Source organism: Winogradskyella sp. PE311 (assembly GCF_046545555.1).
Classification (GTDB): domain Bacteria; phylum Bacteroidota; class Bacteroidia; order Flavobacteriales; family Flavobacteriaceae; genus Winogradskyella.
The window spans coordinates 407,779-431,178 of the sequence record NZ_JBHZTH010000001.1 but is presented as its reverse complement, the minus strand read 5'-3'; the positions used below and the strand labels follow the sequence as shown (position 1 = coordinate 431,178).

Sequence of the window (23,400 nt, the reverse complement as noted above, 5' to 3'; positions counted from 1 at the left end):
TCATAACAGTATGTTACGTTTTCAATTTCTTTTAATCAGTATTTTTTTCTTAAACTTTTCCTTAGCTCAAAACTCTAGAGTAGATTTTGAAATAAGAAATCTGGGTATCAACGTGGATGGTAATTTTAAAACTTTTTCAATTAATGCCGATATAGATTCCACTTTAACGCTTAAAAGTCTTGACGGAAAAATAACAGCTTCATCTATTAAAACAGGTATTGACAGTAGAGATGAACACCTTTTAAAAGATGATTATTTTGACGTTGAGAATCACAAATACATAATACTAGAAAGTACATCGATAACGAAAAAATCTGCAGATACTTATAGTGTAAAAGCAAATCTTAGCATCAAGGGAAAGACGAAAACACTTACTATTATTATTAAGACTAAAAAGACAGGTGAGAGATTGAAACTCACTTCAAATTTTGAAATTAACAGAAGAGATTTTGGTGTTGGAGGAGGTAGTTTTGTGATGAGCAAGACGGTAAAAGTTAGTGTTGTTTACTATGAAGATTTATAAATGATCACAACTGATTTTGATGTTATAGTTATTGGAGGTGGATTGGCAGGCTTAACAAGCGCAATCCATTTATCTAAGTATAAACTCAAGGTTTTAATGATTGAAAAAAATGAGTATCCAAGGCATAAAGTTTGTGGAGAGTATGTGTCTAATGAAGTGTTGCCCTATCTAAACTTTTTAGGCTTTGATCCTTTTAAGTTTGGAGCAAAACAGATATCAAAATTCCAATTAACCACCCATAACAATAAGCACATAGAAGCTAAATTACCTTTAGGAGGGTATGGGATGAGTCGCTATAAAATGGACCATGAGTTGTATCAATTGGCTTTAAAAAACGGAGTTCAGATTATTAAAGATTTGGTAATACATGTTGACTTTAAAACTGAAATTTTTCATATTCTAACAAAACTAAATCATCGATTTAGAGCTAAAATAGTGATTGGTGCTTTTGGTAAGCGCTCTAATTTAGACATCCAATTACAAAGAAAATTTATAAAACATAAATCCCCTTATTTAGGTGTTAAGGTACATGTATCAGGTAAATTTCCTGATGATAAAGTAGCGCTTCATAATTTTAAAGGAGGATATTGTGGTGTTTCAAAAGTTGAGAATCACCATATTAATCTTTGTTATATTACGGATTATAATGCATTTAAAAAATACAAGGATATAAATACTTTTCAAGAAGAAGTAGTTTTTAAAAACAAAGCATTAAAGACCATATATAAAAACACAAAAGTAGAATTTGACAAACCGTTAACCATAAGTCAAATTTCATTTGACACAAAAAACCCTATTGAAAATCATATGATTATGTGCGGAGATTCAGCAGGAATGATTCATCCGCTATGCGGCAACGGAATGGGTATGGCTATTCGAAGTGCGCAATTAGCATCAGACTTGATTATTGACTATCTTCATAAAAAAATTGCTTCCAGAGCACTACTTGAAAAAGCGTATACTAAAAATTGGAATAAAACTTTTAGTTTACGCCTAAAGGTTGGTCATACAATTGCTTATTTATTTAGGCAAAACTGGTTAGCTCCAAAATTATTAGTATTGTTAAGGTGTTTTCCTTTTTTAATTCCATTAATAATAAAAATGACCCATGGAAAGCCCATGAAAGTAAAATGAGTTTATTTGTCAATACAAGATATAGAAGTAAAGAGAGAGAACTTATGGATGATTTTTCCATGAAGGGCGAGTTATTGCGCGACACTTTGGATAAACTTGGAAAAATCAATAAATGGTTAGGGGGAAACCATGTAACTATAGACGGCCTTAAAAAACTACTACAAAATCAGCCGAAAGACAAAATCTATAAAATTATAGATTTGGGCTGCGGTCATGGTGATATTCTTCGGTTGATTGCCGATTTCGGGAAAAAGAACGGCTATACTTTTAGTCTTCTTGGAATAGATGCCAACCAAGACGCTGTTGATTACGCTAACGAATTATCTCAAGACTATGACGAATTAAGTTTTAGTACTATAGACATATTTTCAAAAGAATTTAATGAATTAGATTATGATATAGCACTTTCCACACTTTTTTTACATCATTTTAATCATCAAGAAATTACGACATTATTAAAGAGTATTGCAGCAAAGGCTAAAACGGGTGTTATAATAAATGACCTACAAAGAAATAAATTGGCTTATGGGCTGTTTAAGTTACTAGGACTGGTAATTTCAAATCATATGATTGTTCAGGATGGATTAACATCTATTTTAAGAGCATTTAAAAGAAAAGAATTAGATCAAATATCAAAACAATTAAAACTGAAATCGGAAATACGTTGGAAATGGGCATTCCGGTATCAATGGTTAATTAGAACTTAAATGGCTGTAAGAATAACAACAGTTGCAAAGCAACTACCAAAATATACGCGAGAAACCAAAGACATTTTGCCTTTTGTAGAGTTATGGCTAGAGGGCCAAGAATCTCGTTTTAAACGCAAAGTTTTAAAGATTTTTGAAAATGCAGCAGTAGATAGACGTTATTCTATTATGAATCCGGAAGAGGTATTCTTAAACACATCGTTTGAAGAAAAAAATGATATCTACACAAGAGAATCTATAAAGTTAGCCGAAGCAAGTTTGGTAAAGGTATTAGACAAAGCCAATTTAAAACCTACAGATATAGATTACATAATCACAGTGAGTTGTACAGGTATAATGATTCCTTCTTTAGACGCATATTTAATTAATAGCTTAAAAATGAAGCAAGATATTGTACGGTTACCTGTTACTGAGATGGGTTGTGCAGCCGGCGTTTCAGGTATTATTTATGCTAAGAATTTTTTAAAAGCTAATCTAAATAAACGCGCAGTGGTTATAGCTGTAGAATCTCCAACAGCAACCTTTCAATTAGAAGATTATTCTATGGTTAATGTGGTCAGTGCAGCAATTTTTGGAGATGGCTGTGCTAGTGTGATTTTGTCATCTTACGAAGATGAAACAGGACCAGAGATTAAAGATGAAGCTATGTATCACTTTTTTGATGCGGAGCACATGATGGGTTTTAAATTAAGAAATACGGGTTTGCAAATGGTTTTGGATCAAACTGTACCACAAACTATAGCAGATCATTTTCCGAAAATAATTCATCCGTTTTTAGAACGAAATAAATTAAATATAGAAGATATAGATCATTTAGTCTTCCATCCTGGCGGAAAAAAAATAGTTCAAACCGTTGAAGATTTATTTGGTGCATTAGGTAAAAATATTGATGACACAAAAGAAGTTTTGCGCTTATACGGAAACATGAGTAGTGCAACAGTTCTATATGTTTTAGAGCGTTTTATGGACAGGGGCTTGCCAAAAGGCGATAAAGGGATTATGCTCAGTTTTGGCCCAGGATTTTCCGCACAACGTATTTTGTTAGAATGGTGATATGAAAGAATTTCAAAATAAAAACGAATGGGCGTTAATTCTAGGTGGCAGTTCTGGTTTAGGTTTAGCAACAGCAAAAAAGCTAGCAAGACACGGTTTAAATATTTGTGTAATTCACCGCAGTGCCCGTATACAAGAATCTGCCATATATGAAGAATTTGATGTTATTAAAAATGAGGGCGTGCAATTTATAGCATATAATAGTGATGCCTTTAAGACTGAAAAGAGAGAATTGATTATTAAAGATATAAAGGCTCAATTTGATGCTAATGATAAAATTAAGGTCTTGGTTCATAGTGTGGCAAAAGGGAATCTAAAACCTATGATCTCTGAAGATAATGCGGCTCTTAAACACGATGATTTTGCATTAACCATTAGCGCAATGGGCATAAGTTTATACGATTGGACAAAAGTGCTTTTTGATGCGAAATTATTTTCTGACGATTCTCGAATTATAAGTTTTACAAGTGAAGGAAATTCTAAAGCTTGGCAAAATTATGCAGCAGTTTCCGCGGCTAAAGTAACGTTAGAAGCAATTACACGAAATATAGCTCTAGAATTTGCCCCATTTGGAATTAAAGCCAACTGCATACAAGCTGGTGTTACTGACACATCTTCGTTAAGAATGATACCAGGAAGTGATAAAATAATAGAACACACATTAATGCGTAACCCAAATAAACGACTTACGTTGCCAGAAGATGTCGCTAATGCCGTTTATTTATTGTGCAAAGATGAAGCTGCTTGGATTACAGGAACAATTATTCCAGTAGATGGAGGAGAACATTTAAGTTAGAATGACTGAAACACAAATCATACAGCTTTTACCTTATCAAAAACCATTTTTGTTTGTTGATGGTTTAGGCAAGATATCTAAAGAGGGGATTACTGGTTTTTACACATTTACTGAAGATGAATCGTTTTATAAAGGTCATTTTAAAAACTACCCAGTTACACCGGGAGTTATTTTAACAGAATGTATGGCTCAAATTGGTTTGGTCTGTCTAGGGATTTATCTATTAAAAGACGAATTGAGCACAACTAAAAAACCACAAATCGCCTTAACCTCGCATCAAATGGATTTTTATATTCCGGTTTTTCCAAAGGAAAAGGTGACAGTGATTTCAGAAAAGGAAGTATTTCGTTTTAATAAACTAAAGTGTAAGGTGAAAATGCTAAATGAAAAAGAAGAATTGGTGGCAAGGGGAACAATTTCAGGAATGTTAAAAGCATGAAAAAAAGAGTCGTCATAACAGGCTTAGGAGTTGTTGCACCAAATGGCATAAGTGTTTCGCAATTTACGGACGCTTTAAGACAGGGTAAATCTGGTATTACATTTCATCAACAACTTAAAGATTTAAATTTCTCATGTCAAATAGGGGGTATTCCCCAAATAACTGAAGATATAAAATCAAATTATTTCACAGATTTACAGCTCAGAGGATTTAATAGTTCGGGTATTTTATATGGTTGTATTGCTGGTATTGACGCATGGAAAGATGCAGGTTTCGAAAAGAATCCTGAAAGTGAATTAGACTACGATACAGGACTTATATTCGGCACAGGTACTTCGGGCGTTGAGAAATTTAGAGAAGCTATTTATAAACTGGACGATGGTAATGTGAGACGTTTGGGTAGTACAGTAGTTTTACAAACGATGGCCAGCGGTGTTAGTGCTTATCTAAGTGGTATGCTAGGCTTAGGAAACCAGGTAACTACAAATTCCTCTGCGTGCTCTACAGGGACTGAAGCTGTTTTAATGGGTTTTGATCGTATTGCTAATGGAAAAGCAAAACGTATGTTGGTAGGTAGTTGCAGTGATCATGGTCCTTATGTTTGGGGCGGTTTTGATGCGATGCGTGTAATGACTTATAAGCACAATGAAAGTCCAGAAGAAGGTTCTAGACCAATGAGTGCAACTGCCTCAGGATTTGTACCTGGTAGTGGGGCAGGAGCTCTAGTTTTAGAGTCTTTAGAAAGTGCATTAAATCGTGGAGCTAAAATATATGCTGAGGTTCTTGGTGGAGATACGAATTCTGGTGGTCAACGTCAAGGTGGCACCTTAACTGCACCAAATTCAGAGGCTGTGCAACGCTGTATTAAAAGCGCGATAGAAAACTCAGGAATCGAACCTAAAGATATAGAAGTTATCAATGGTCATTTAACCGCAACTGCAAAAGATGCATTAGAGATTGATAATTGGTCAAAAGCTTTAAACAGAAAAGGAGGTGATTTTCCATTTATAAATTCGACTAAATCAATGATTGGTCATTGTTTAGCGGCTGCAGGAGCTATAGAATGTGTTGCCAGTATTATTCAACTAAAAGAACAATTTGTAGCGCCAAATATTAACTGTATTGATATTAACTCTGAGATTTCTAAATTAATCGATGCTTCAAAAATACCTTTAGAAACAATTAACCTTAAGTTTAATGTTATTGCCAAAGCAAGTTTTGGGTTTGGGGATGTAAATGCATGTGTTTTATTTAAGCGATTTATAGCGTAACTTTACACTACAAAATTGAGTTATGACAAACGATGAATTAATTGCCAAATTAAAGACTATTATTGCGCCTTATATTCAAGACGAAGCCGCTTTTAAAAACTTATCAGCAGATACTGATTTTGTGAAAGATTTAAAAATTAATTCTGCAAACCTGGTAGATATTATTTTAGATATAGAAGATGAGTTTGATATCCGTTTAGAAAATGAAGACATGGAGAAAATGCTAGATGTTAAGTCTGCAATGGAAATTGTCAACTCAAAGCTGTCTCATTAATGGTCGGTAACGATATTGTAGATATTGCTCAAACCAAAACGACAACTAATTGGCGTCGTCCTCGTTTCTTAGATAAACTCTTTACTCCGAAAGAACAAGCGTATATTCATAACTCAAGCAATCCATTTCTTATGGTTTGGCAATTATGGAGTATTAAGGAAGCTGCTTATAAGTTATATACTCAAGAAAACTCAAGTCGTTTTTACAACCCAAAACAATTTGAATGTGAGCTTAAGAATCAGCAATGGTTGGTTAAATACTGCAACTATGTGTGCTATGCACAAACAAAGGTTACGTCTAAATATATTATTTCTGAGGCAAGGTTAGAGCGACTTAAAATGACATCTAAAGTTGTAAGATTTAATTCTAAAGACGCACTAATTCAAAGTCAACAACTTAGGTTACAGGTTTTAAATTTAATTTCTGAAACAAAGTCAATTGATAAATCCCAACTAAGTATTATAAAAACTAAAAATGGAGTGCCATTAGTGCTTTATAAATCAACTAAAATTAATCTAAGTATCTCGCATCATGGTATTTATGGTGCATATGCTATTTGTTAATCATGAATCGATTAAAAAACATTATCCGATTAATAATAAAATTCAGAATTGCAACTATTGTAATCCTTGGTGTTTTAATGGCCTTTGCGGGTCATCAAACACTAAATAAGCTTAGTGTTGACAATTCTCTTTCTATTTGGTTTTTAGACGACGACCCTAGCTATAAAGCCTACATTGATTTTCAAGAAAATTTCGGATCAGACGAGATTTTCATTGCCATGCTGCCTGTTAAAAATGCTATAGGTGAGACGGAAGTCAATGACTTAAAAAATTTACACAAGGCTATTGATGCACTTCCTTATGTAAAAACCACCTTTAGCTTGGCTAAAGCAAAGTATCCTACATACGCCAATAATAAAATTAATTTTGATGACTTATATAATCCAAAACGTAGTGATAAAGGTTTAAAAAGCTTGTTTTCAAAGTTGCCAGACATTACATCTCAATTAGTAACTAAAGATTATAGAAATCAGTTTTTTTATATTCAGATGAAGCCAACTCCGACGATTGAAGAGAAGCGACAAGATATCGCTGTTGAGATTAGAAGTGTTATTGATAAATCGTATTCAAATTATTATTTAACAGGGCCTCCAGTACTAAACGAGGCTTATAGTAAAGGTATATATAAGGAGAGTTTAACTTTTGGGATATTAACGGTTTTAGTTATCACGATTCTTCTTTTATTTCTATTACCAAGTAAACGGTATCTTTTTATTGCATTATTATCTGTGGCGGTTCCCGTAAGTTTATTATTTGGGCTTATTACGTCAATGGGCTTTGCCTTAAACATGATATCCATGCTGATTCCTACCATTTTAATGGTGTATAGTGTAAGTGATGCCGTGCATATTATTAATATTTATCATAAAGAAGGGTTAGATAATGAAAATGTTTCAAGAATTGATTTATTAGCCATTACGTTAAGACGAAGTTTTACACCTTGCTTTTATACCACACTCACCACATTTGTTGGCTATTTTGCTTTGTATTTATCCCCATTACCAGCGTTTAAAAACATGGGTGTTTTTACCTGCATAGGATTGGTAATGAGCTTTATTTTAGTCTATGTGATTACCATCATTGGCTTTAGTTTTATGAATTTAAATTTCAAGAAGGCTAAGCCCGTTTTAAGTATAAAAAGCATTTCTCAGAGCAAATTTATAGATTGGTTAAATGGTTTTACAACAACCTATACAACGTCTATAATTGTTGTTTTTACTGCAATTCTTTTATTCGGTACGTATTCTATTTTTCAAGTAGATATAGATACAAACTCTAGAGATTTATTAGCCGAAGGACAAGCCAAGCAGGATTTAAGAACTGTAGAAATAGAGCTCGGTGGTAGTAATAGACTTCAGTTAAATATTTCAACAGCAAATGGGTCTACAATTTTAAACAAAGATGCCATCAAGAAGCTTAAAACTTTTCATAATAAACTCCAGAAAAACCCGCTTATTTCTTCTCCCGTTTCTGTAATTTCAATAAAATCATTTTTAGAGAAACGGACTCCTGTTTTATTTCAATCTAATGTGTCTGAAGAAAAATTAAAAAACACACTTTCTGAGGTTGATGCTAATGAGAATAGCTTTTTCAAATTATTCTCTGAAGATTTATCTACTGCTGGTTTTACATTAACACTAATGGAAATGCGTACCTCAGAGTTAGAGCAAGTGCTAAATGATATTAAACGAGATTTTGAATCTACTTTTAATACTGATGATTATAACCTGCAGATAAATGGATTTGCCGTCGTCTTTTCTCAGCTTAACAATTTTATTTTAGAAACCCAATTTAAGTCCTTTTTCGCTGCTTTTTTTGTTGCGTTTTTATGCCTACTTATATTTATAAAACGTTTAAGAACTACAATTTTAGTATTGATTCCGAATTTGTTACCACTTACGGTTTTAGCTATTTTTATGAGCCTTTTAGGTATTCCATTAGATGTGTCAACAGCTATGATTACACCAATTATGCTCGGTATTGCGATGGATGACACCATTCATTTGGTTTACAAATACAAAAAAAGCAAGGCTATTGATGGCTCACCAATTACGCGCATGGATAATGCAATGCGCTATACAGGAGGAGCACTTTTTTCAACAACAATCGCTTTAGTGGGTGGTTTTTTAATTATTGCTTCTAGCGCAACACCATCGGTCAGAGATTTCGGATTGCTTTGTGCCGTAACTGTGGCCATTGCTTTAATAACGGACATCTTTTATTTGCCTGCTTTGTTGAAAAGGTTTGATAAGTAATTGATTTGTTTACTGTGCAGTAATGTACGTCAATGAATATACTGAAGTTTGGGTGACGCCATTATTTGTAAACACCTCTGTAATTGAAACGGGGTAATTATCGTCATTGTAGGTATACGAAAATGTTAAGGATTGAGTTAGAATGGCATTTACTCTAAATTCTCGTAATGTCGGATTATTTAATCCGAAACGCAGCAGTGAACTTGGTAAATTTTCAGAATTTATACTTGCAATTGCTTCGCGTTGCGCCATACTTTTAAAAGCACCATTCTTATCATCATGCACAAAAAACTCAGAATATGTACCATCAGAATTAAACTCATCGAGTAAATATATATTACCTGTTAACGAATAAGATTGTCGCTCTTCTAATTGTCCTGTAAGTGTCCTGAAACCTTCGATAACAGTATTATCTGAAATATAGTTATAACGAATTGTATAAGGGTTTGGCACTTCTTGTATATCTATCGTTACGGCATCTATTTTCCCCTGAGAATCATAAGTGTAATATTCTAAAATATCTTCAGAATTATCTATTCCATTTGAGCTATTTGTGCCAACCAATCTGTTATCTTCATAGTCGTAATTTAAAATATAACCATCAGAATCTTCTTCACGGATGAGTCTATTTTCAGAGTCATAGATATAATCGGTGGTATATACTTGAGAATTGCCTGGACGTTGAATACGTATTTGCGAAACCAAAAGCGCTTGCTCAGCAGGATTATTGTCATCGTCGCCACCATTATTGTTATCGTCATCATCGTCATGATCATCATCAATAATAATTTCGCCCGAAAATGGACCATCCTCATAAGGCTCATTGTTACAAGATGTAAATAACAAACAAATAAATAAAATTTGTAAGAATACTTTAAATTTGATCATTTAGAGCTAGCTTTTAGTGCTATGAATAAAGATATGGAATTTTAATTTGAATGTCGAAATATGGATTATAATCATAAAAGCAGACCAACCAAAGTCAGTCTACTTTTCCATTCTAAAAATTAACGTCTATTTCTTTTACGTTTCTCACGTCTTAATTTCCAAGGTGCATTCTTTTGAAAATCACCTGCCATAATACAACCATAAGGCATCACTTCGTCAATGACTTTACCGAGATTAAATTCATCCATTTGAGCTCTAACGGCTTTTGCGTTTTTATAAGCAGATGGTAACTCAGTAATATCAATTTCCTTTGAGAAAAACCGAATATCTAAACCGCGTGTTTCTTCTTTAAAGATTTGTATTGTGGTTCCTGTTTTACTTTTTCTATGTTGGGTTCTACTCACATTTCTACCAGCTCCATGTGGCGCAAAACCTAAATTAGTGTTTGTAGTAGCGCCTTCAACAATTAAAACAGGTTCGCTCATATTTAACGGAATCAATCGTGGCCCATTAATATCTGGCATAAACTTAGCATCTAATGGTGTTGCCCCTTTAGCATGGTAAAACAAATCACCATCTTTAAAGACGAAGTTATGTTCGTTCCAGTATCTGTTTTCAATAGTAATTTCTAAAGTTTCGGCCACCGAATTATGCAATACTTCGTGATTGGTTTTTGTCCATTGTCTTATTACTTGCAAAGCATCCCAATAGGATTGTCCTTCTTCAGTTTCAAAAGGAATCCAAGCGTTTTGTTTCTTTGTGTCTGGTGATAATTCTTTTCTAAAGCGTTCAGCGATTTTCATTCCTTTTGTATACAATCTTGCACCTGGACCTCTCGATCCATGATGTGTAACCATCATGGTGTTACCTGTTTTTTTAGAGGTGCCAACAAACAAGAAATGATTACCATCTCCTTGTGTTCCTAAATGAGATCTTGCTGCTTGAATCATTTGTCCATCATTCAAAAAATAGTTAGCTTCAAAAGCGTCTAATAATTCTTTTGGAAATTTAAATTGCGAATCTCTATCGCGTCCGCCAGGACCAAAATGTGTGTTGGCGTGTGCAGCATCCAGAATGTCTTTTGGATCGGCGTTACCAAAATCGGTTAACATTACAGAGCAACAAATATCTGCACTATGCATACCTGGATGAATGGCGTTTTTAGCAACCGCAACTCCACCAACAGGAATTGTTCCATCTGGACCAGCAGGACATGCATCTGGCATGATAGCGCCATCAACTAATGTTGGTGTTTTCATCAACGTCTGCATAGAGTTAATCACTTTAGCAACATTATCTTTTTCTTCTTCGTTTTCTGCCTTAATATTTATAGAAAAGTCAATTGTCTTTGCATGTAACTCTATTGGTTCCGGTGATTTAAATTGTTCTAAATACATTGCCAAAGCATCTTCTTCTAATGCATTATCATTAATATGAGCAATGGCTTCTTTCATCCATTTACCTTGTCTGTAACCTAAGGCTAATAAATCGTGACCTGTGATTTTTGTTTTCATATTTTTTAATTTTTTATCATTCTTAACTCTTATCCGAATCTATTTTGTGGAAGCAGTAGGGCTCGAACCTACACGTTCTGCCAGAAACGAGATTTACAATCTCGCGAGCCAACCAATTACTCAATGCTTCCGTTTTGTCTGAGAAGCAGGATTCGAACCTACAACCTCTCGCGTCCAAGGCGAGTAAACAACCAACCGTTATCTTCTCAGCTTTTGTTTTAAAGAACTTTTATTAAGCTCCACCAGCTTCCTTGTCTGGTGGAGCGCTACTTTTAAAGTCTGATTCCAAAAGACTTCTTATTAATTACTCTGCAAATATTTTATACTATTGCGCAATATTTTTGCGTAGTAAAAATATTTTTTAAACTTTATTGAGTTCGTAGATTTTATCTCTTCGATCTATTACGCCTAAGGGACTTCCTTTGAAGGTTAAAATGTTTACAAACCCATTATCTTTAGTAATTAAAGAATCTTTTTCCTTAACGGCTCCAACAACTTTGTTGCCATAATCTCCAGTCAGTTTATTTGTTGCCGGATCGACATCTCCCCAAAGTTTATCTGGCTTTCCGTTGTCTATGGGCTCAATAAAATATGTAATACCTGTAATTTTTGAACTTACAATGAATCGTCCTGTTTTGTCTGTTCCCGAGAGGAATCGGTTTAGCAATTCTTGTCTTTTCATAATTATATTTGTTTTTAAAACCTGATGGCCTTTAGTTATTTTTCTTTTTTTTCGACTTCGCTTTTTTAGATGTTTTCTTTTTGGAAGCTTTTTTTTTCTTTGGCTTTAACTTATTCTCAACTCTTTTTATTTCAGAATTAACAAATGAATTGTAGCTGTTGTTATAAATAAACAACTTCGCTTTTTTAAAAGCCTTTATGGCTTTCTTATATAATTCTTGACATTCAAAAAGTTGTGCTTGTAAAACCAAAAGCTCTCCTTTTCCAACTCCTTTTGCGGTTTTGGCAAAGTCAATTAATTTCTGTGCTTCATCATAATCCCTATTCCATAATAAAACCAAGATGTACCTTGGGTATACTTTTATAAAATCTAATTTGCTGGCTAATGCTTCGGCGAAATAGTATTTTGCCTTTTCATAATCGCCTAATTGCTCGGCTTGTAAACGACCCATTAAATACAAAGCATAAGCGTTGTTAGATTCGTAAGACAAAGCGTAGTTTAGATTTTCTACAGTTTCTTCTATTGCATATGGATAAGCGTCTATGGCTTTAAGCACGTAATTGTTTAACAAATTCGTGTCCATTGTTTTCTTGCCCTGAACTTGTTTCAGGGTCTTATTTTAAATATTATTATTGCATTTTTAACTTAAATGAGATGCTTAGACAAGCTCAGCATGCCATTAAGTTTCAATTTTAATTAGTACTGCTTTGGAAATATTTTAACCGAATGGTTAACGATAGAAAACAAAAAATCCGAAACAGTTTTTAATTGGCTTCGGATTTTTCATTTATAAATTTGAAAAGTTTATCTAACGATAATCACGAAGCGTCACAGAAGGCGGCATAGCCTCCAGACTTTTTTGATATGTTATAAATAAACTCATAGTTTCTAATTTTTAATTCAACTTCTATTTTGGTTGAAATGCGCTGCAAAGATTTAAATAATTTTCGGACTTTACCAAATTTATTTTTTAAATCATCTAAAATTTGCGACCATAATACGAAGTATTATATTTTTTTGAAAAAAGCAAATATTTTTTCAAATAACAGCTTTTTCGTGACTTTTAATATCTACGCAGAATTATTGCGTAGTAATTTTTTACCTTTAAAAAGCAATCATATTGATAATAATAATGGCAGTAAATAAAAACGCATTAATAAGATATAAAACCATAGACAAATGCCTTCAAAATAACTTTAGGCAATGGACGCTCAATGATTTAATTGAAGCAGTTTCAGATGCACTTTATGAGTATGAAGGTAAAGATGTTGATGTTAGTAAACGTACAGTACAATTAGACTTACAAATGATGCGTAGTGATAAGTTGGGCTACAATGCGCCAATAGTAGTTTATAATCGCAAATTTTATAAGTATGAAAATGAAGATTACAGCATAACCAATAGTCCAATTTCTAACCAAGATTTAAGTAAATTATCTGAAGCAGTCTCTTTTTTAAAACAGTTTCAAGGGTTTTCTCATTTTTCAGAATTGGGCAGCATGGTTCAAAAATTAGAGGACCATGTTTATACGCAAAAATCACAAGAGAAATCACTTATAGATTTTGAAAAGAATGAAAACTTAAAAGGCTTAGAATTTTTAGATCAATTATATCAGTTTATTCTAAAAAAAGAAGCTATTGAAATGACATACCAATCTTTTAAAGCTCGTAAGGAAAGTACTTTTGTTTTTCATCCTTATCTCTTAAAAGAATATAGAAATAGATGGTTTGTTATCGGTAAACGACGAAAAAATGAAGGTGTTATGAATTTGGCTTTAGATCGTATTATTTCAGTTAACAAGAGCTATGAGCCTTATGTTCATGACTCGAATTTTAATACTGAAACGTTTTATCAAAATGCTATCGGTGTCTCAGTTAGCCCTACATTGAAGCCCGAAGAAATTTTGCTTTATATTAATCATAAGCAAGCGCCATACGTATTAACCAAACCATTTCATCATTCGCAAAGAGAAGTAAGTAGAGATCATTATGGTGTTACAATTTCTTTACTGGTTCAGTTAAATTTTGAGCTTGAAAAAGAGATTTTGGGTTTAGGTGAAGGTATAAAAGTCATTGCGCCAGAACGGTTAAAACGAAATATAAAAGAACGGCTTTATGACGCGGTAGATGCTTACGAAACAGAAATTAATGATAAGAATTTAAGATCAATATCTAATCGATTAGAATATAAGGGTTTTAGTATCCTAAATCATGTATACACAAAACGCGACATTAGGAAATTAAAAAGAAGGTTTGACAACTATTTTAAAGGTAATGCAGATCAGCCTTTTGGTATGAGAGAAGTTTTAAAAAAAATGCCTGAAATTAAGGAAATAGTGTTCAATAAAAATTTCAGAAAGCTTGTGAGATCAATAGACAAGAATGCATTTTTGACTAAAGCGATATTCTTTGATAAATCACCTAATGATAATTGGTATGTAACATGGCACCAAGATGTACCAATTAATGTTTTAGAAAGAATAGATACTGAAGGGTTTTCATCATGGACAAATAAGAAAGATGTTATAGGTGTACGACCACCAGAACATATTTCTAAAAACACCTTTTCTATGCGCATTCATTTAGATGACACGACTGTTAAAAATGGTGCATTAAAAGTAATACCTGGTTCTCATAATAAGCGTCTTAGTGATGATGAGGTTAAATTAATAAGCTCTAATTCGATTCCCTTTGTTAGCGAAGTAGCATCTGGTGGAGTACAGTTATTGAAACCACTTTTATTACATGCTTCTTCAGAATCCAAAGTGCAACGCAGAAGGCGTGTATTACATTTAGAATTCTCTTCAATTGAGTTACCAAATGGATTGAATTATGCCGAAAGAGAATCTTTAATTATCAATAACTAAATTAATACTTTTCTCTTTTGTCAATTGTGAATGGTGTTTAATAAATATAGATTTACTATTAAAGTCAGCTTCAATTAACCAAGAGTTTCCATTGAAATAAGATTGTTTCACCACAGCTTTTAAATTTGAGTTATCTACAATTTTTAATTGGTGGGCATAAACAATTCCAAAAGGTTCTATAACATTAAATTCACCAAAAAACGATGCGATTAATGGTAGTTTGGGATTTTTATATAAATTCTGTGGGGTGTCTTTTGCTATGATTTTATTTTCATGAATTACAATCATTTCATCCGAAAACCCAAGCACATCATTTTTGTCGTGAGTAGCAACCAAACAGGTGATCTTATTATCTTTTAGATATTTAAAAACACTACGTCTTAAGGATTGTTTTTTAAAATTATCGATATGGCTAAAAGGTTCATCTAATAATAAAATTTCAGGTTGTTTAGCAAGGGCTCGTGCTAATGCAACGCGTTGTTTTTGACCACCACTCAAGTTTTTAACTTTGGTTTTTGCAAACGCTTCTAGCTCAACAACTTTTATAAGCTCATCTGTACGTTTTTGTTTTTCTTCAGGAAAAAAGCGAGACAAGTGTTTACCAATATTTTCTTCAACCGTTATGAAGGGCATCAAGTCAAATTCTTGAGTTACGTACTTCATGAAATCATAACCTATAACTAGATTATATTTAGGGCCAAGTATTTCTGTGTTTTTCCAGAAAACTTGGCCATTATTTAAATCGTATTCTCCGTAAATTACTCTGAGAAGTGTACTTTTTCCAGATCCACTTTCACCTATAACAGCAAGATTTTTTCCTTTCTCAATTCTAAAGTCTAAATCTTTTAAAATGGGTGTTTTAGAATAACTAAAAGAGATGTTTTTTACCAGAAGCATGGAACAAAAATAATATAAAAAAACCGCCTGATTTCTCAAACGGTAATTTTATAAGGTCTCTTTGTAATCTATTTTTTTATAAACTTACGTTTGGTTGTTTTTCCCTTAGATTCTAGTCTCAAAAAGTAAATACCACTTTCTAGATTTGATACCTTTAAAGTTTTTGATATCACCCTTTGATTAAGTACTTTTTTGCCATTTAGATCAAAAACAGTTGCAATATAATTTGTAATATCTGTGGTAGTTTCAATATTTAAAATGTCTTCAACAGGGTTGGGGTAAATGACTAAATCCTTTAGCGTTTCATCTTCAACTGTTAATACTGCACCCTCTACAATGTTATGAGTTGTGTTTATTGAGGGATTTGATATAACATCTATAATACCTGATGGCCAGTAAATTGTAATACTCGTTATTGAAGTTTCTGCACCAATGCCGAAATGTGTATTTAAACTACTCATAAACTCAAAACCTTCGCCACTTCTTACGTCTCTAATTTGTGTGCCAGATGACGTTACAAGCTCTACACGCGCTCCAATACCATTTATATTACTAATTGTACCAACTGTATTAATTTTCACCCAATTGTTAGAATTGGTATTACTCATGTAAATCTGTCCACTTCTAAAAACATCTAAAAACCCGTCATTATTTGCATCTCCTATAGCGCCAGTTGGAGGTACATTATTAGCAAAATTATTAAATGTAAGATCACCATTTCCAAATAATATATCACCGTTTGAAAGCACATCTATGTTTCCATCATTATCAAAATCCGCTGGGGCATTTTCAATACCTAGAGAGGCATCTAAAACGCCAGAACCAGCAGTTACATCCGTAAATGTTCCGTCCCCATTATTACGCATTAGTTTAGAGTCTCCATTGCTTAAACTACTTGCTCCTACATAAACGTCCATGTCTCCATCATTATCAAAATCTGCCCATGCTGATGACCAGGTTTGTACATTATCTCCCAGATTGGAAGAATTATTGTGTCCAACAGATGGATAATTGGAATTATACCATCCATTGCTGTCGGCGATATTTGTAAATGACCCATTACCATCATTTCTCCATAACTCGTTTGTACTTATAGTTGTAGATCCGCCACGACACTTAGCTATAAAAAGGTCCATATCTCTGTCGTTATCGAAATCGATCCAAACAGTACCATAGTTACCACCACCAGGCGTGAGACCAAGACCATTGGGGACAACTCCTGGTGCTTCACCTTGATAATAATTTAAGTTACCAGAACCATCATTAATGTAGTAGACGTTTGCTTCAACATCATGACAAACAAAAGCATCTAAATTTCCGTCATTATTAATGTCGACAAAATTAGAACGTTGTGAAAATATATCTTCAGGCCCAGAAATTTCGGTATAACCAGTACCTGAATTATTAGCTCGCATAAAGGTGACACCTGAGCCAGCACCATACAAAAGATCGTTGTAACCATTACGGTCATAATCACCAGCAGCTAGACTCCAGCTTGGTAAAAAATTTGCTGCTGTCGTAGTAATATCTACTTCATTAAAGCCACCTGTTGCTAATTGGTAATGAACATTTATATTAGTAGAACCTACAGAAACTACATCATCTAGAAAATCACCATTTAAATCAACCAAAGCAATATCATAAGTTTCTGATGTATTGATGGGATTGGAGGTAAATGTTACCGGGTAACTTGATAAATCGGTGCTAGTTGTAAAGTTTATCGTTTCCCACAAGCTAAAACCATCTGTGTTGCAATTTGCTCTAACATAAACGGTATAGTTTGTTTCTTGAATTAAGCCAGTGAAATTAAATGTTGTATTATTTGAAATCATACCAGATGCTGGTGCGTTTTCCGACGCTAAAGCTATAGCGACTTCCCAAGACGTTTCTGAACTTCCTGCATTCCAATTTGCTTCAACACTGCTAAAAGATATATTATTTGTGGTTAGAGAATTTACTTCGGGACAAGCTGGTGGATTGGAAGAACGTATTATTGGTGAATCTACACAAAAGCCCCAACCATAAGTTAGGTTGTCATCATATAATATGCGGTATCTAAAGTTTTGTTGTTGGTTATTAGAAAAAGAAGTAATATCTAAGAATTCAGTTGTAAACATCGTTCTAGGTCTAGAGCAAAAGTTACTAGTAGAACCTGTATTCTCATCAGCGGAAGTCCCCCAATTCACCCACAAGCCACTATCAGCATTCCAATACTGTACGCTTAGTATTTCGTTTCCAATAACGTTTAAAACATAAAGAAATGAAACGCTTAGGTATGTCTCGCCCGCATTAGCTGCCGCTGCAACATTTATAATCGGAGACTCAGTTGCCACAAAATTAATTGAACCACTTCCAGCATCATCGTCATCAAAAGAGAATGATGACGAACCACCAGCTGTAGTTGGGTCCTCATATAAAAAAAGAGGATCGTAAACACCCGAAAGGTTCCAATCTTCATTTGGCCATGAAGCATCTTGGTTTAATACTTGTGAATTTACATTAACACAAATCAAAGTGAAAATGAAAGTAGAAAGTAATATTTGTTTCATAGTATTTAGTTTAGTTGCAATCAATATTTAATGAGTTTATCCAGTCTTCTATCAGTTCTATACCTTCAGTGTGATTAAGGCTTCTCCCAAGAAGCGGCATACGAGTTGAAGGCTCTACCGAACTTAATCGAAAATGTAATACTGAATTACGAGGATCACCAGGCTCAACTATATGTCCAAGACCCTCTCCAATATCTGTGTCCGCATCTACGCAAACTCCAATATTGCTATGGTCTTCAGTATCAATAAAATCAAACCGCATAGATCTATAGGAGCAATGGGTCTCTTCAGAATGACAATGTGCACAGTTGATGTCAAGGTATGCTCTAGCTCTTTTTTCTAATGACTCGCTAGCGTCATTATAATCAGGTAATTTAGAGATATCATTTGGTATTGAATTTTCTAGATATCCTATAGCCATTAACTTATCAAGTTGATTTTGTGTTCCATCGGAATAAGTATAGTCGAGATTTAAATTCCTCGGTTTTGGGCCAATAGGTTCAGGTATTTCCATGATTTTATGGCATGTTAAGCATTTCGATTCTGAAGGAATTCTATATTGTACCGTATTTGTTTCTCCATTTTCTTGCCACTGAAGATCAACGAAACTCCCATTGAGATCTAAGACGGCTTCAGTTTGTTCTATATTCCAAACATAATTAGCGAATATCCACCCTTCTGATTTTCTAATCATTAAACGAGTTTCTAATATTCTAGTTGTATCGTTAGGCAAAACATTATCATAATAAAAGTTTTTAATAAGTACTGCCCCTATCGGAAAATCTAACGACACATTATCATTTATATATGTTGCTTTGGTATTATTTGGTATCCAAACAAATCTCTTTTTTTTAGCATAATCTGTAAAAAGAGTAGAATTAAGCGTATATGGCAAAACTCCAAAATTGGGATTTAAATCTTTTATGTTTTCTTGAAAGAAATTGTATTCAGATAATGTCTGATATGGTACTGTTTCTAAGTTTAAATTTACTGTTGTTGAAGATGTAATAGTTATAGATACATTCTCTGTTTTACAATTTCCTAAATTATCACAAATAATGTACTGAAAAGTGTCTGCACCAACCACATTAGAGTTCGTCGTATAAATCACACTATCATCACTTGGATTATTAGGTGTGTTATTAGGATCATTTATAAAGACAGTACCTAAAGAAGGGTTCGAGAGTGTTAACTCCCCATTACTTGGTATGTAATTATCATTTTGAAAAATGAAAATTTCTATTTCTGTGTTTTGCGATAAGACTACTGAATCTGAGGTAGTTTCAATATCTAAAGATGTTATAGCGTCATCCGTACCACAGGAAATAAGCAGTAGAACTAACAGAAAGAGTAAGCCAATAATATGTTTTTTTAGCATATGGCTACAATCGTATATTTATTAAACAACTGAGTAGATAAAAACCCTACGATTTGTAAAAAAATTCTGCTAAATCTAAGGTTTTTTATTTAAATCGTTTAAAACCCTAAAAATAAGATAGATAACCTAAGAACAAGTTTTATAATGCAATAGATAGAAAGATTAAATTAAATGATTTTCAACTAAATATTCTGCTATTTGCACAGTATTTGTTGCAGCTCCTTTTCTGAGATTATCACTAACAACCCATAAATTTAGTGTATTAGGTTGTGACCCATCACGTCTAATACGGCCAACAAAAACATCGTCTTTACCATTAGCGTACATTGGCATTGGATATACATTAACATCTAAATTATCTTGAACGGTTACTCCGTCTGTTGTATTAAGAAGTTGACGGACTTCTGTTAAGTCAAAGTCATTATCAAACTCTACATTTATAGCCTCGCTGTGACCACCAGCCGTAGGTATTCTCACAGCAGTTGCTGTAACAGCAACAGTATGATCATTTAATATTTTCTGGGTTTCTCTAACCAATTTCATTTCTTCTTTGGTATATCCATTTTCTTCAAAAATATCACAATGAGGAATAGCATTTTTATGAATAGGATATGGGTAGGCCATCTCTCCTTTTATACCAGCAATTTCATTTTCCATTTGTTCAACGGCCTTTATACCAGTGCCAGAAACAGACTGATATGTAGAAACAACAATACGCTTAATTTTATATTTAATATGTAAAGGGGCTAATGCCATCACCATTTGTATTGTAGAGCAATTTGGATTTGCAATAATTTTATCTGTTTTAGAAAGTTGATTGGCATTAATTTCTGGAACAATTAGTTTTTTAGATAAATCCATTCTCCATGCGGATGAATTATCGATTACAGTTGTACCAACTTCAGCAAACTTTGGAGCCCATTCTAAAGATGTATTTCCACCCGCTGAAAACAATGCAATATCTGGACGTTTTTCTATTGCTGTTGGAATACTGATAACCTCGTGCTCTTTTTCTTTGAACATCATTTTCTTTCCTACTGAACGCTCAGAAGCTACTAGTAATAATTCATCAAATTGAAATTTTCGTTCTTCTAATACTTTAAGCATTACATTTCCTACTAAACCAGTTGCACCAACTATTGCTACTTTCATTTCTATTTTTTAAAAATTTTTAAGCGAAATTACGTAAAAAAAGAACCTTGTTTTTAATTAATTACGCCCTTTAACAAGAAAAAACATAATGTTAACTATTTAACTTTTTAGGTTGAAAAAGAAAAACCCAGACATTCGTCTGGGTTTAATTATTAATAAATAGTGTAGCGGTGTCGCTAAACGTTTTATTTTTTTAGAGCATCTCTGATTTCAGTTAATAAATCAACTTCAGATGGTCCTGCTGGTGCAGGTTCTTCAGCTGGTGCTTTAGTTTTGTTATATGCTTTTACAATCATAAACATTACTAAACCAACAATTAATAAGTTGATAATTGTGTTAATCCACGCACCATAAGCAATGACTGCTGCACCTGCTTCTTTAGCTGCTGCTAAAGATGCGTATTCAGCTCCATCCATAGCATAATGAAGATCTTCAAAGTTCATTCCACCTGCGAAATAACCTATAAAAGGCATAGCAATGTTAGAAACAAAACCGTTTATGACAGCTCCAAGAGCGCCAGCCATAATAACAGCTACAGCGAAATCAATCACGTTACCTGTCATAATAAAATTCTTAAATTCTTTTAACATAATTTAGTGTTTTAAATAGTTAGTTAATATGTTAATTATGACACTAAAATAGCTAAAAAAGTCACAATATGTTAAAAAAATGTTATTTGTGTAGATAAGAGCGTTTTACACGCTGGGATATTGACGTTAAAATTTCGTAGGAAATTGTACCAACAGATTCAGCAAGACAACTTGCTTTATACGTAGAATTAAACACAATGACTTCATCACCTTCATTACAGTCTATATTGGTAATGTTAACCATAATCATGTCCATGCAAACATTACCGATTATCGCTGCTTTTTGGCCATTAATAATTACAAACCCTTTTTCATTTCCATAAATACGATTAATTCCATCGGCATGACCTATAGGTATTGTTGCCGTTTTTTCTATATCTACAGCCTTATAGGCTCTGTTATAGCCTACTGTTTGATTTTTTTCAATTTTATGAATTTGAGAGATAATAGATTTAAGGCTTGCTATTGGTTTGAGGCTGTTATCTTCCTTAGCAGAATTACCAAAACCATATAAGCCTATTCCACAGCGTACCATATCGAAATGCGCATTAGCATAATTTAAAACACCAGAGGTGTTGCATAAATGTAACCAAGGAGTATAATTTATTTTATCGCTAAATTCTTTAGCAATTGATTTGAATGTTGAAATCTGATCGTTAGTAAATTCGAGTTCATTTTTATCTTCGCTTGCAGCGAGATGAGAAAATAAAGATTTAGCAATAATAGCATTTGTGGCTTTTAGTTTCTCAATAATAAAATCCACATTTCTTTTGCAGAACCCCAAACGATTAAGTCCTGTATTAAATTTAATATGTACAGGATAGGATTTCTGGGATTGTTGTTCAGCAATTTTTATAAATTCATTTAATACTTTAGCGTTATATAAACTTGGCTCTAGGCATCTATCTATTATAGTTTCAAAATTTGTAGTCTGCGGATGCAGAACAAGTATTGGTGTTGTAATCCCAGCATCTCTTAAAGCAACTCCTTCTCTAGTGTAGGCTACTGCAAAGTAATCTACTTTTAGCTGTTGAAGATGTTTAGCAACTTCTGCAGAATCACTACCATAAGCAAAAGCCTTTATAACTGCTAAGAATTTTGTTTTGGGCTTTAATTTGGATTTTAAATAATTGAAATTATGTGTTAAAGCATTTAAATCAATTTCTAAAACTGTTTCTTGCGCTTTAGACATCAGATTTATTTTCTTTTGTGTTGATTTCTTCAGCATCCAAAACCTTCATTTGTTTCACTTTGTCACGAAGCATACTTTTATAATAAGCTGCGCGACTTAGTGGTTCGTATTCATCCACTTCACCAAGTAAAACGAGATCATCACTTTGCGATTTTCTATAACTATATTGGGCTAAGTTTCCTGTTTTTGTACAAATAGCATGTACTTTAGTAACATATTCTGCAGTAGCCATAAGGTAAGGCATTGGCCCAAATGGGTTACCTTTAAAATCCATATCTAATCCGGCAACAATTACTCTAACCCCTTTATTGGCTAAGTCATTACAAACTCTTACAATTTCATCGTCAAAAAACTGAGCTTCATCAATACCAACAACATCACAACCATCAGCAAGTATTGGAATATTTGCTGCAGCAGGAACAGGTGTAGAACGAATTTCATTAGAATCGTGCGACACAACCATTTCGTCATCATAACGCACATCGACGGCTGGTTTAAAAATTTCAACCTTTTGTCTTGCAAATTTGGCGCGTTTTAATCTACGAATCAATTCCTCGGTTTTTCCAGAGAACATTGATCCACAAATCACTTCTATCCACCCAAATTGTTCTTTCTGATTTACAGTATTTTCAAGAAACATTTCGTAATTTTAGCACTAAAACGTAGTAATTATTCGT

22 protein-coding genes and 2 tRNA genes are annotated in these 23,400 nt (G+C 33.4%); 11 read left to right on the top strand and 13 right to left on the bottom strand.

The window, feature by feature from the left end; all coding sequences use genetic code 11:
* Positions 1-10: 10 nt before the first annotated feature.
* From ACFWU4_RS01825 to ACFWU4_RS01780, 10 genes are read left to right on the top strand one after another with little or no spacing between them, the layout of a single operon-like run.
* Positions 11-523 carry a YceI family protein gene (locus tag ACFWU4_RS01825; RefSeq protein WP_411124289.1) on the top strand — a complete coding sequence of 171 codons (513 nt, stop codon included), beginning with the start codon at positions 11-13 and terminating at the stop codon, positions 521-523.
* Entirely contained in the window at positions 524-1,657 is a 1,134-nt protein-coding gene (locus ACFWU4_RS01820; protein ID WP_411124287.1) for an NAD(P)/FAD-dependent oxidoreductase, read from the top strand. It abuts the gene before it with no gap.
* Entirely contained in the window at positions 1,654-2,364 is a 711-nt protein-coding gene (locus ACFWU4_RS01815; protein ID WP_411124285.1) for a methyltransferase domain-containing protein, read from the top strand. Before ACFWU4_RS01820 ends, ACFWU4_RS01815 begins: the two co-directional genes overlap by 4 nt.
* Positions 2,365-3,417: a type III polyketide synthase gene (locus ACFWU4_RS01810; protein ID WP_411124283.1), complete on the top strand. Its 1,053-nt coding sequence runs from the start codon at positions 2,365-2,367 to the stop codon at positions 3,415-3,417.
* A gap of 1 nt (position 3,418) precedes the next feature.
* Positions 3,419-4,213: an SDR family oxidoreductase gene (locus ACFWU4_RS01805; RefSeq protein ID WP_411124281.1), complete on the top strand. Its 795-nt coding sequence runs from the start codon at positions 3,419-3,421 to the stop codon at positions 4,211-4,213.
* Position 4,214: 1 nt separating this feature from the next.
* Positions 4,215-4,652, top strand: a complete 438-nt coding sequence (locus tag ACFWU4_RS01800) for a 3-hydroxyacyl-ACP dehydratase FabZ family protein (RefSeq protein ID WP_411124279.1) — start codon at positions 4,215-4,217, stop codon at positions 4,650-4,652.
* Positions 4,649-5,923, top strand: coding sequence for a beta-ketoacyl-[acyl-carrier-protein] synthase family protein (locus ACFWU4_RS01795; protein ID WP_411124277.1), 1,275 nt, complete (start codon positions 4,649-4,651; stop codon positions 5,921-5,923). Before ACFWU4_RS01800 ends, ACFWU4_RS01795 begins: the two co-directional genes overlap by 4 nt.
* Before the next feature lie 22 nt (positions 5,924-5,945).
* Positions 5,946-6,197: an acyl carrier protein gene (locus tag ACFWU4_RS01790; protein WP_411124275.1), complete on the top strand. Its 252-nt coding sequence runs from the start codon at positions 5,946-5,948 to the stop codon at positions 6,195-6,197.
* The gene (locus tag ACFWU4_RS01785) at positions 6,197-6,760 is read left to right on the top strand and encodes a 4'-phosphopantetheinyl transferase superfamily protein (protein ID WP_411124273.1); all 564 of its coding nucleotides are present in this window, start codon (positions 6,197-6,199) and stop codon (positions 6,758-6,760) included. The genes ACFWU4_RS01790 and ACFWU4_RS01785 overlap by 1 nt, the downstream gene beginning before the upstream one ends.
* Positions 6,761-6,762: 2 nt before the next feature.
* Positions 6,763-9,015: an efflux RND transporter permease subunit gene (locus ACFWU4_RS01780; protein ID WP_411124272.1), complete on the top strand. Its 2,253-nt coding sequence runs from the start codon at positions 6,763-6,765 to the stop codon at positions 9,013-9,015.
* 9 nt (positions 9,016-9,024) lie between these two features.
* Here the strand turns inward: ACFWU4_RS01780 and ACFWU4_RS01775 are convergent, their stop codons facing one another.
* The 6 genes from ACFWU4_RS01775 to ACFWU4_RS01750 form a co-directional block, all read right to left on the bottom strand.
* Positions 9,025-9,903 carry a hypothetical protein gene (locus tag ACFWU4_RS01775; protein ID WP_411124270.1) on the bottom strand — a complete coding sequence of 293 codons (879 nt, stop codon included), beginning with the start codon at positions 9,901-9,903 and terminating at the stop codon, positions 9,025-9,027.
* Positions 9,904-10,022: 119 nt separating this feature from the next.
* Positions 10,023-11,417 (bottom strand): RtcB family protein, encoded by a 1,395-nt coding sequence (locus ACFWU4_RS01770; protein ID WP_411124268.1) that lies wholly within the window; start codon positions 11,415-11,417, stop codon positions 10,023-10,025.
* 47 nt (positions 11,418-11,464) lie between these two features.
* Positions 11,465-11,548 (bottom strand) — tRNA-Tyr (locus ACFWU4_RS01765).
* A 6-nt stretch (positions 11,549-11,554) separates the two neighbouring features.
* Positions 11,555-11,627 (bottom strand) — tRNA-Pro (locus ACFWU4_RS01760).
* Between the two features lie 151 nt (positions 11,628-11,778).
* The gene (locus ACFWU4_RS01755; RefSeq protein ID WP_411124266.1) at positions 11,779-12,099 is read right to left on the bottom strand and encodes a hypothetical protein; all 321 of its coding nucleotides are present in this window, start codon (positions 12,097-12,099) and stop codon (positions 11,779-11,781) included.
* Positions 12,100-12,130: 31 nt separating this feature from the next.
* The gene (locus ACFWU4_RS01750; protein ID WP_411124264.1) at positions 12,131-12,682 is read right to left on the bottom strand and encodes a hypothetical protein; all 552 of its coding nucleotides are present in this window, start codon (positions 12,680-12,682) and stop codon (positions 12,131-12,133) included.
* A 549-nt stretch (positions 12,683-13,231) separates the two neighbouring features.
* Here ACFWU4_RS01750 and ACFWU4_RS01745 point away from each other — a divergent pair.
* Positions 13,232-14,965 (top strand): WYL domain-containing protein, encoded by a 1,734-nt coding sequence (locus ACFWU4_RS01745; RefSeq protein WP_411124262.1) that lies wholly within the window; start codon positions 13,232-13,234, stop codon positions 14,963-14,965.
* On the opposite strand, the gene ACFWU4_RS01740 is transcribed toward ACFWU4_RS01745, so the two are convergent.
* From ACFWU4_RS01740 to ACFWU4_RS01710, 7 genes are all read right to left on the bottom strand, one after another.
* On the bottom strand, positions 14,948-15,862 hold the full coding sequence (locus ACFWU4_RS01740; protein WP_411124260.1) for an ABC transporter ATP-binding protein: 915 nt from the start codon (positions 15,860-15,862) through the stop codon (positions 14,948-14,950). The genes ACFWU4_RS01745 and ACFWU4_RS01740 overlap by 18 nt on opposite strands.
* 68 nt (positions 15,863-15,930) lie before the next feature.
* Complete coding sequence (locus tag ACFWU4_RS01735) at positions 15,931-18,411, bottom strand: FG-GAP-like repeat-containing protein (protein ID WP_411124258.1); 2,481 nt, start codon at positions 18,409-18,411, stop codon at positions 15,931-15,933.
* A 10-nt stretch (positions 18,412-18,421) separates the two neighbouring features.
* Positions 18,422-19,789, bottom strand: coding sequence for an SO2930 family diheme c-type cytochrome (locus ACFWU4_RS01730; protein WP_411124256.1), 1,368 nt, complete (start codon positions 19,787-19,789; stop codon positions 18,422-18,424).
* A 162-nt stretch (positions 19,790-19,951) separates the two neighbouring features.
* A complete protein-coding gene (locus ACFWU4_RS01725; protein ID WP_411124254.1) occupies positions 19,952-20,941 on the bottom strand; it encodes an aspartate-semialdehyde dehydrogenase in 990 nt (329 codons plus the stop codon).
* 185 nt (positions 20,942-21,126) lie between these two features.
* Positions 21,127-21,531 (bottom strand): large conductance mechanosensitive channel protein MscL, encoded by a 405-nt coding sequence (gene mscL / locus ACFWU4_RS01720; RefSeq protein WP_411124252.1) that lies wholly within the window; start codon positions 21,529-21,531, stop codon positions 21,127-21,129.
* An 82-nt stretch (positions 21,532-21,613) separates the two neighbouring features.
* Positions 21,614-22,723 (bottom strand): alanine racemase, encoded by a 1,110-nt coding sequence (alr, locus tag ACFWU4_RS01715; protein WP_411124250.1) that lies wholly within the window; start codon positions 22,721-22,723, stop codon positions 21,614-21,616.
* A complete protein-coding gene (locus tag ACFWU4_RS01710; protein WP_411124248.1) occupies positions 22,716-23,363 on the bottom strand; it encodes a thymidine kinase in 648 nt (215 codons plus the stop codon). Before ACFWU4_RS01710 ends, alr begins: the two co-directional genes overlap by 8 nt.
* Positions 23,364-23,400: the final 37 nt, after the last annotated feature.

What these genes read in the sequence shown, in the direction of transcription:
- ACFWU4_RS01825 (WP_411124289.1), top strand. Translation starts at nt 11, where the DNA reads ATGTTACGTTTTCAATTTCTTTTAATCAGTATTTTTTTCTTAAACTTT.
- ACFWU4_RS01750 (WP_411124264.1), bottom strand. Translation starts at nt 12,682, where the DNA reads ATGGACACGAATTTGTTAAACAATTACGTGCTTAAAGCCATAGACGCT.
- ACFWU4_RS01785 (WP_411124273.1), top strand. Translation starts at nt 6,197, where the DNA reads ATGGTCGGTAACGATATTGTAGATATTGCTCAAACCAAAACGACAACT.
- ACFWU4_RS01710 (WP_411124248.1), bottom strand. Translation starts at nt 23,363, where the DNA reads ATGTTTCTTGAAAATACTGTAAATCAGAAAGAACAATTTGGGTGGATA.
- ACFWU4_RS01730 (WP_411124256.1), bottom strand. Translation starts at nt 19,789, where the DNA reads ATGCTAAAAAAACATATTATTGGCTTACTCTTTCTGTTAGTTCTACTG.
- ACFWU4_RS01810 (WP_411124283.1), top strand. Translation starts at nt 2,365, where the DNA reads ATGGCTGTAAGAATAACAACAGTTGCAAAGCAACTACCAAAATATACG.
- ACFWU4_RS01790 (WP_411124275.1), top strand. Translation starts at nt 5,946, where the DNA reads ATGACAAACGATGAATTAATTGCCAAATTAAAGACTATTATTGCGCCT.
- ACFWU4_RS01745 (WP_411124262.1), top strand. Translation starts at nt 13,232, where the DNA reads ATGGCAGTAAATAAAAACGCATTAATAAGATATAAAACCATAGACAAA.
- ACFWU4_RS01735 (WP_411124258.1), bottom strand. Translation starts at nt 18,411, where the DNA reads ATGAAACAAATATTACTTTCTACTTTCATTTTCACTTTGATTTGTGTT.
- ACFWU4_RS01725 (WP_411124254.1), bottom strand. Translation starts at nt 20,941, where the DNA reads ATGAAAGTAGCAATAGTTGGTGCAACTGGTTTAGTAGGAAATGTAATG.
- ACFWU4_RS01805 (WP_411124281.1), top strand. Translation starts at nt 3,419, where the DNA reads ATGAAAGAATTTCAAAATAAAAACGAATGGGCGTTAATTCTAGGTGGC.
- ACFWU4_RS01740 (WP_411124260.1), bottom strand. Translation starts at nt 15,862, where the DNA reads ATGCTTCTGGTAAAAAACATCTCTTTTAGTTATTCTAAAACACCCATT.
- ACFWU4_RS01820 (WP_411124287.1), top strand. Translation starts at nt 524, where the DNA reads ATGATCACAACTGATTTTGATGTTATAGTTATTGGAGGTGGATTGGCA.
- ACFWU4_RS01795 (WP_411124277.1), top strand. Translation starts at nt 4,649, where the DNA reads ATGAAAAAAAGAGTCGTCATAACAGGCTTAGGAGTTGTTGCACCAAAT.
- ACFWU4_RS01800 (WP_411124279.1), top strand. Translation starts at nt 4,215, where the DNA reads ATGACTGAAACACAAATCATACAGCTTTTACCTTATCAAAAACCATTT.
- ACFWU4_RS01755 (WP_411124266.1), bottom strand. Translation starts at nt 12,099, where the DNA reads ATGAAAAGACAAGAATTGCTAAACCGATTCCTCTCGGGAACAGACAAA.
- mscL (WP_411124252.1), bottom strand. Translation starts at nt 21,531, where the DNA reads ATGTTAAAAGAATTTAAGAATTTTATTATGACAGGTAACGTGATTGAT.
- ACFWU4_RS01770 (WP_411124268.1), bottom strand. Translation starts at nt 11,417, where the DNA reads ATGAAAACAAAAATCACAGGTCACGATTTATTAGCCTTAGGTTACAGA.
- alr (WP_411124250.1), bottom strand. Translation starts at nt 22,723, where the DNA reads ATGTCTAAAGCGCAAGAAACAGTTTTAGAAATTGATTTAAATGCTTTA.
- ACFWU4_RS01775 (WP_411124270.1), bottom strand. Translation starts at nt 9,903, where the DNA reads ATGATCAAATTTAAAGTATTCTTACAAATTTTATTTATTTGTTTGTTA.
- ACFWU4_RS01780 (WP_411124272.1), top strand. Translation starts at nt 6,763, where the DNA reads ATGAATCGATTAAAAAACATTATCCGATTAATAATAAAATTCAGAATT.
- ACFWU4_RS01815 (WP_411124285.1), top strand. Translation starts at nt 1,654, where the DNA reads ATGAGTTTATTTGTCAATACAAGATATAGAAGTAAAGAGAGAGAACTT.